The sequence below is a fragment of the Aquiflexum sp. genome (genome assembly GCF_041749095.1).
Taxonomy (GTDB): domain Bacteria; phylum Bacteroidota; class Bacteroidia; order Cytophagales; family Cyclobacteriaceae; genus Aquiflexum.
The window spans coordinates 1-8,058 of sequence record NZ_JBGTCA010000126.1 but is presented as its reverse complement, the minus strand read 5'-3'; the positions used below and the strand labels follow the sequence as shown (position 1 = coordinate 8,058).

At 40.1% G+C, this 8,058-nt stretch carries 4 protein-coding genes and 1 pseudogene; all 5 read right to left on the bottom strand.

Annotated elements, in window-relative coordinates; translation table 11 throughout:
• The coding region (locus tag ACEW8O_RS06885) for a glycosyl hydrolase (protein WP_373493883.1) at positions 1–1,543 on the bottom strand (1,543 nt) is incomplete at its 3' end.
• Between the two features lie 317 nt (positions 1,544–1,860).
• Positions 1,861–3,414 carry an arylsulfatase gene (locus tag ACEW8O_RS06880; protein ID WP_373493882.1) on the bottom strand — a complete coding sequence of 518 codons (1,554 nt, stop codon included), beginning with the start codon at positions 3,412–3,414 and terminating at the stop codon, positions 1,861–1,863.
• Positions 3,415–3,507: 93 nt separating this feature from the next.
• Positions 3,508–4,908: a sulfatase-like hydrolase/transferase gene (locus ACEW8O_RS06875; protein WP_373493881.1), complete on the bottom strand. Its 1,401-nt coding sequence runs from the start codon at positions 4,906–4,908 to the stop codon at positions 3,508–3,510.
• Between the two features lie 11 nt (positions 4,909–4,919).
• Positions 4,920–7,622 (bottom strand): family 43 glycosylhydrolase, encoded by a 2,703-nt coding sequence (locus ACEW8O_RS06870; RefSeq protein ID WP_373493880.1) that lies wholly within the window; start codon positions 7,620–7,622, stop codon positions 4,920–4,922.
• A 25-nt stretch (positions 7,623–7,647) separates the two neighbouring features.
• Positions 7,648–8,058: pseudogene (locus ACEW8O_RS06865) on the bottom strand (N-acetylgalactosamine 6-sulfate sulfatase); the annotation flags it as partial.

Sequence of the window (8,058 nt, the reverse complement as noted above, 5' to 3'; positions counted from 1 at the left end):
CATTAAATTCTGTAATCCAAATTGGCATTTGGTAGATGCTATATACATTTTCCAAGTAAGCCTTGAATCTATTGAAAATAACTTGTGGATCGGCATTTGGGCTATTCGCAGGGCCTGAACCCCAATCATACCAATGGACTGCTACATAATCGAATCTTACATCTCGGGCTTTGGCAATTTCATAAAACTCTCTCAACCAGCCCGTAGGACCATTTTCCCTTGGTGCAGGACTACCGATTCTGAGGCCTGATGCCATCAAACCTTCAAAGTAAGCTACTGCTACATCAGGCTGACAAAGGTTGTTGAATTGTCCTGACTCACCGCTACAGTTATCGGATTCATTGAAGCCAAGGAAATGGGTTACATTACCTCTATTGGCTACACTGTTCACATTGGCAGGAGAAGCACCGCCGGCTCCCCAGGCCATTGGGACATATTCATAGTTAGGTCTTGATGTATTTCCCAGTCCCCAGTTGTAATACCATCCCGCATCCAATCGGTCAATAAAACCACCAGTACCTTTTTTGGTGACCCAATTCCAAGGAACTACACGGATAAAACTAACATTTCCCTGAAGTGCCTCAGGGAGTGCATCCACATACATGTCCTCTTCTGATGCTATATATACTTTGCCTTTACTTGTTCCATTTTCATTTACTGCAAAAGTGGCCATATAGCCTTTTTTCAATACAAAAGAGCGTGCTGCGTTATTCATTCCGTTAGGAATTTCAGCTCCTTTGTAAATCGTCAATTCATTTAATTCCCCCTGAGTACCACCAAAATCAGTATCAGAAAAGATTGTCAATGCAGTGTAATTGCTATCTATAGGTCTGATCAAAGAGCCTGTTTGATAATACTGATTGACCCTGTATCCTGAGCCAATAGTTGTTTCCAGTCCACTGATTTTAATTTGACTGTCCAAGGAATTGCCAAAAACATCAGGAGTGATTCCATTCCAATATATCCATGAAGCTGCATCCAAAAAGTCAAACTTTACAGCTAGAGGTACTTCAGTAGAGGATATTTTCAAGGTACTCTCATTATCCAAGGAAATAATACCTTGAGAAATGGCATAATCAGATTCCAGTTTAGCGCCTGAAAGTGTCAGTCCAAAATCTGCACATCCAAAAACAATCTCCCCATTTGCAAAAACTTCCGAACCTTCTATGTATAGGTTCAAAGATAAAGGTTGACCAGGAGTTAAAACTCCTGATTTTGGCGTTTTATCATTCTCAGGGTCATGGTCATTCAAGCAGATGGTATTTGGGTTCTTATTGGCACCCGGTAAACATTCCGGTTTTGCAGAAATTCCAGGAGTCCCATCTAATCCTCCGGGAGATGGTGATGCGGGTTTTTGATTAGTTTCCCTCCAATTCAATTCATTGAAGAAATCATTATCCACATCTCCTACCCAATACAAATAGCGTGAAGAATTATTGCAGGGATTTTCATTTTCCTGAAATCCCCATACATGGGGTGAGTAAACTATTCCTGTTATAATCAGGAAGAATGTCAACAAGTTGATTTTGTAAAATTGTTTCATTGTTAATTTGGCTTTATTGTTAATATCATACTTTAATCTGCGTCTAAAGTACTTTCAAATAAGCCATTTACTTAGGTCAAATCATTCAATCCATAGGGGTAAAAAGTCCAATTTGAATAACCTACAGGATTTTCGAGTTCATTTAGGGTTTTTGATTAACAGAATGGTAAAAATGAAAGTTTACTATAATTCAACACCTGCCGGTGTTGGAAATTTCATGAAAAAAAAATCTCAAATCCACCGGATTTTATCAGGAATAAATAAAAAAACCTGAGGAAAAATCCCCCAGGCTTAATAAATTCAATAAACCCAATCAATCATTTCAATTCCAATTGCTCAATTTTTCCATATCCGCTTCCTCTCAATTCCTCAAATCTTGCTATTAACTTTTTCAGGACGTCTGATTCTTCTTCAGCTAAATTATTCTGCTGACCTGGATCTTGAGCTATATTATATAACTGATATTCGGAATCATTTCCCAATTCAATATTGACAAATGTATTGACAGCAGGTCCATCATACGGCGGAATCATGATGTAATCCCCACTTCTAAGTGCAGTTCTCGTAGTCGCTTCCAAGATTACTTCTTCCCTTCCATCTGTTGATTTTCCTAACAATACATTCAGAATATCCATACTATCTTCTGTTTTGATATCGCTGCCGACCAAAGTTGAAAATGAATTGAGTAAATCCAGTTGGGAAACCAAAGCGTCAGATACACCCGGTTGAATAGTTCCTTTCCAATAGGTCACAAAGGGCATTCTTGTACCAGCTTCAAAAAGACTGTACTTTCCTCCCCTAAATGGGCCCCAAGGTTTATGATCTCCAAGTTTTTCTACAGCATCATCATTGTATCCATCATTCAATACCGGCCCATTATCAGATGAAAAAATTACCAAGGTATTTTCCAATAATCCCTCTTCTTCCAAGGTTTTCATAAATTCTCCAATACACCAATCTGCCTCCAAAATCACATCTCCTCTCGGCCCCATTCCTGAAGTACCCACAAACCTAGGATGTGGAGTTCTTGGTACATGTGGCTGCTGTAATGCGTAATACAAGAAAAACGGATCTGTCTCATTCTTCCTTCCCCTAACATAATCTTGCGCCTTTACAAGAAATTCATCTGCCATATCTTCATCAATCCACTTGGCATTTTCCCCACCTTTCATAAAACCAATCCTCGGTATTCCATTGACAATACTGTTGTTATGTCCATGGTGCCAAATCATTTTGAGCATCTCAGGATTGTCTTTTCCGGTAGGTTCGCCTTCAAAGTTGTTTTCATAGTCCACTAAAATCGGATCATCTGCCTCAAGAACCACTACATGACCATCTTCAATATAAACAGTGGGTACCCTATCTTGGGTCGCCGCCATGATATAAGCATAATCAAAACCAACTTCATTAGGTCCAGGCGAAACTCTCTGATTCCAATCCACATTTCCATCACCTAGACCCAAATGCCATTTACCAACGATACTGGTATGATAGCCCTTTGTCTTCAGCATTCTTGGAATTGTCATCTGATCTACATCTATCAATAGAGGGGCTGTTCCCGCTAATATCTTGGCATTTTCATTTCTCCAGGGATAAACACCCGTTAGCAAAGCATACCTGCTGGGTGTACAGGTAGCAGAGGTAGCATAAGCATTTGTGAATTTCATCCCCTCATTGGCCAATCTGTCCATATTTGGTGTCTGCAATTCGGTAGCACCATAAGCACTCAATTCACCATATCCCAAATCATCCATATAGATGATGACAATATTGGGAAGCTTTGCTTCGGTATCATGAGAGCTTTCATTTCTTTGGCAGCTCGTCCAAAAAAGAATGACTGCCAAACAATTTATATATCTAAAGTTTCTCATCATAGTTCAGTTTTTAAATGGGTTTATTATTAGTTTTTATGAATTTTCGTAATGAAACAAGTTTACTTACGTCTTCCGTCTTCGGTCTTCTTTTTATTTGTTTTGAGGTTGAGTGATTTCGTAATGTATATCGTACAAGTCCCTTTGCCTATCCTTCCACTCGGCACCTTCCAGAAATAAAGGATGGGGAAGTGATAAATCCCAATCTCCCAGTTTTTTCAAAAGTCTTTTGGTCACTTCTATATTTTCCAGCGCCACATCGTTTTGCTCTGAGATGTCTTTTTCAAGGTCAAATAACATCGGGAGTCTATCAGGCAACCGGATCAGTTTCCAATTGTCTTCAAATATCCCCGCACTGATAGTAAATCTCCATTTAAAGGATTCGTGAGGTTTTCCTTCCTTTTCTTTGGTCAAGAAAGGAAACAAGTTCACACCATCAAAATGATCTGATTCCTGTAGATCAATCCCAGCCAAACCCATAAAGGTCGGCATCAGGTCAAGTGCAATTATAGGATGGGTATAAGATTCACCTGACGGGAGAGAACCTTTCCATTTCATAATAAAAGGGACACGAATGCCACCCTCCAGCAAAATCCCTTTTTGACCATTGAATGGTGCATTGTTGGAAGCATTTTGATCAACAGGCCCGCCATTGTCGCTTAGAAAAACAATGATGGTATTCTCTTCCAATCCTTCTTCTTCTAAAGTATTCGAGATCCGTCCAACATTGATATCCAAACGGTGGACCATGGCAAGGTAGATTCTTCTTTTTTCATCTGAAATATGGGAGAATAAAGCTAAATCCTCTGCTGTGGCATGCATTGGGGCATGAGGAGCATTGAATGACGCATACAGGAAGAATGGTTGATTTTTATGCCTTCTGATAAATTCTACACATTCATCACCTTTGTCGTCCGTGAGATAGGTGATTTCCTGAGGAGTTTTGTAATTACTTTCTATTGGAGCCAAATAGCCTTGTCCATTTTCCTCGGATTTAAAATAATGATGTCCTCCACCCACATATCCCCAAAATTCATCAAAACCACGGTTCAAAGGGTGAAATTGTTTTTTTGATCCCAAATGCCATTTACCAATTAATCCGGATACATATCCCGCTTCCTTCAATCTATCGGCAATGGTCTTTTCCCCTATCGGCAGGCCTGCATATTCCGGATCGAATCCCAAAGTATTATCAGTCAGGTTATTGTCATAGCCAAATCTGACCTGATTTTTACCGGTCAACAACCCTGCCCTAGATGGACTGCACACGGGAGCCGACACATAGGCTTGTGTGAAGTTAATACCTTCTGCGGCCAAGGCATCAATATTCGGTGTATTGATCTGTAAACTCCCATTCAGACTCAAATCTGCGAAGCCAAGGTCATCCGCCAAAATAAGTATGATATTGGGTTTTTGTTCTGACTGACCCAAACTGATATTCAAGATGGAAAAAGATAAAAAAATAAGGAATGATATAGCAACTTTCAATTTCATGGTGTTTTTCCTTAGTTGTCAAAAAATGATAAATCCCAATTATCTCTCCATCTCAATACGGGTCTTTCGTCTTCAAATTCCACAGGAAGCCAGACATATCGGCCATCGATTGGGTTTTCCGGTTCCCACCTGTCACCTACATAGATAAATGCATCCTTCTTTCCGATGACAGGTATCGCCGCAGTGCTCTGTGACCGGAAGGTGGTCTTCATTTCGTCTTCTGTTCCTCTCACCATATTTCCCAAAGGAGTCCAAGGTCCCATGGGATGGTCCGCTACTGCGGACTTTCCCGGATTGGGTTTCCAACCGGTCAGACCGGAAGAAAACATGTAATATTTTCCGTCTTTTTTGAAAATAGCAGGCGCTTCGTTTTGTTGGCCCGGTAATACCCTGGTATAATTCCCTGAAAAATCCATATAATCCTCAGTCAACTCTGCCACATGAAGTGTCTGATTGTTTTCGGAAGAATGAAAATGATAGGCTTTCCCGTCATCATCCACAAAGAGTGTCATATCCCTTGCCATCTGACCTTTTTCAAAATCCCTTCTCAAAAAGACCCCATTGACAACAGCTTCTTTCCATTCCTCAGAAGGCCTTTCATATTTGTCAAGATCAACAGGTAAAGATTTTAGGCTATCCGGATAATTTGATGGCCATATTCCTGCATGGGGATTGACACTTTTAATGTATGTGTAAGGACCTGTAACATGGTCACTTACTGCCAAACCGGTCATTGCAGCCTCATAACCCCTATCCTTGAGTTCGTGATGAAACCACATGACAAACTTCTTGGCCTTTTCATTGTAGATCACTTTAGGTCGCTCAATGATACATCCTTTTACCAAAAGGGAATTTGGATCATCGTGCACTTTTAGTGCAATACCCTCATTTTTCCAATTGAAAAGATCATTGGATGAATACACCCCAACACCTACTTGTGCTTTATTCCCTTCCGTACCTTCGGTTTTATGTTCTCCGAACCAATAGTAAGTGTCCTCATGGATCAAGAACCCTCCTCCGTGGGCATTGATATGTTCGCCGAGATCATCCTCCCAAAGCTGACCTGGTTGAAAATCCCGATATTTCATATAAATAGCTCCAATGCCCGGGGTTTTAGAAATTGAATTTCCTAAAAAATCCGTCTTCATTTTAAACCCTTGAATCAGACCAAACTCGTCATCAGGTAAGGGTTGAACCGCTTTCCCATTTTGAAGTAATTCCCAATTGGCCGGGATGTAATCTTCAGGTTTCATCCCGCCGGGATTTTGGAACTGTGCCGATCCATAAAGCGGAGACGCATCATGAATCATAGCATCTTTTGGCCAATTCGATCCATTCAAAAACAGGTTATTTTCAAATAGTACTCTTTCCATATTATCACTTGATGATTCATCCGCTTTGTATTGATCTCCTATCACCATCTCCACAGGGCCTTCCAAATGGAAAATGTTATTGACAATTAATACCCCCTTTGAGCGATTATCAATAGCAATTTTAGATACCTGACCAGCTTTGACGTAAATAGTATTGTTGTAAAAGTAGGAGTTGACAGGGCCTTTTCTTTCTCTTTGACCACCTTGGAACCCACTCAACCAGAAAACCTTTCCTTCCTGAAATGCACCGTTTTCTCCTTTTACCCTATGTCCATCATTGACACTGATATTGTAGCGATAGGCACAGTTGTAATTATTCCCGAGAATCTCACAAAAACCACCTGCATTCTCAGCACTGAAGTTGTACTGCAGAATAACATTATCACAGTTGAAGTCTATATGAGCACCTGCCGAATCTCCGGGGCCGTTGGCATGCATAAAACTATTATGCTCAATCATGACATGGGATGCGGACCAAGTCCAAAGACCAGAACCCCTGCCCCACTTTCGGGAATCATCAGTACTTCCTGAGTGGCTGACTTCATTTCCCTTGACATGTACAAATTTCACCCCGGACATCTGAATACCAGGACCACCTGTTCGGTATACCTTATTGTCGAGAATTCGGACATTTCTGATATTTTGTCTTTGTGTACCAGTAAGTTTGATTCCTGTATGGCTGACATTTTCAATTGATGAATTGCTGATCCAAATATTTTCTATTTCGGCATTGTCATCGGCAATCAGGCGTATTCCCCAACCGTATTTTTGCGTTCCATTAGCAGATCTTACTTCTGCTTCCGACCTTCCTACACCTTCTTTTTCATAGAAAATATCATGGATGTAAAGATCCTCCAAATGGATATTTGTAATCCTTTCATTTCCTTTCCCGAAAATTAAAACGCCAACCCGCATCTCTCCATCACCTGAATCGTCAGCTGGACCATTGGCTGTGATGTCCAGGTTCTTGATGATGATATAGTTAGAGTTGGTAATCAAAAGGCCATTGAGGAGACCCCTAGCATCTATTATGGTTTTTCCTTTAATATCTGAACCGTCATTTTGATAGGAATCTATAAGGATAGGATTTTCGAAACTCCCTTGAACATGATCCAGGATTAATGTTTCATGGAAAACTTCCCCTGCAGCTAAAAGGATTCTATCCCCTGGTTCAAGGGCCAAGTCACTAATTTTCACCAATGATTTGAAAGGCGATTTAAATGAGGTTCCATTGGCGCTATCATTTCCGATTTTTGGGTGAAAATAATAATCCTTTGCCTCGGCATTGTATCCCAAGAAAATCAGGAAAATTATTAGGAATTTGAAATTTATATCATTCATCAAATAATAGCTTTTTTGTGAAAATTTACTGATTGGTTTTTCTTCCATACCGATCAGGGTGAAGCTTGGAATAAGCTTCATCTTCCAACAACCCCATAAATAGAGGATCTTTTAACATACTTTTCCATGCATTGATTTTATTTGCTAAACCGTCAAGCTGCGCTTTATTTTCACTGGCAAGATTCCGCTTTTCAGAAATATCGTTTTTGATATCAAACAAGAATTGCTGTTTGGGATCAGAAATCATTTTGTCGTGAAGTGTTCGGATTGCAAATCTATCAGCATTGAAATTCCTCCAATACAAGGCCTCATGTGGTGCATTTTGATTTTCACCTGTCAGGTATGGAATCAAATTGACTCCATCCAATTCGTGCTTGGTTTTTGTACCAATCAATCCTGCTATGGTTCCGAAAATATCAAGTGAAATGATCGGGTA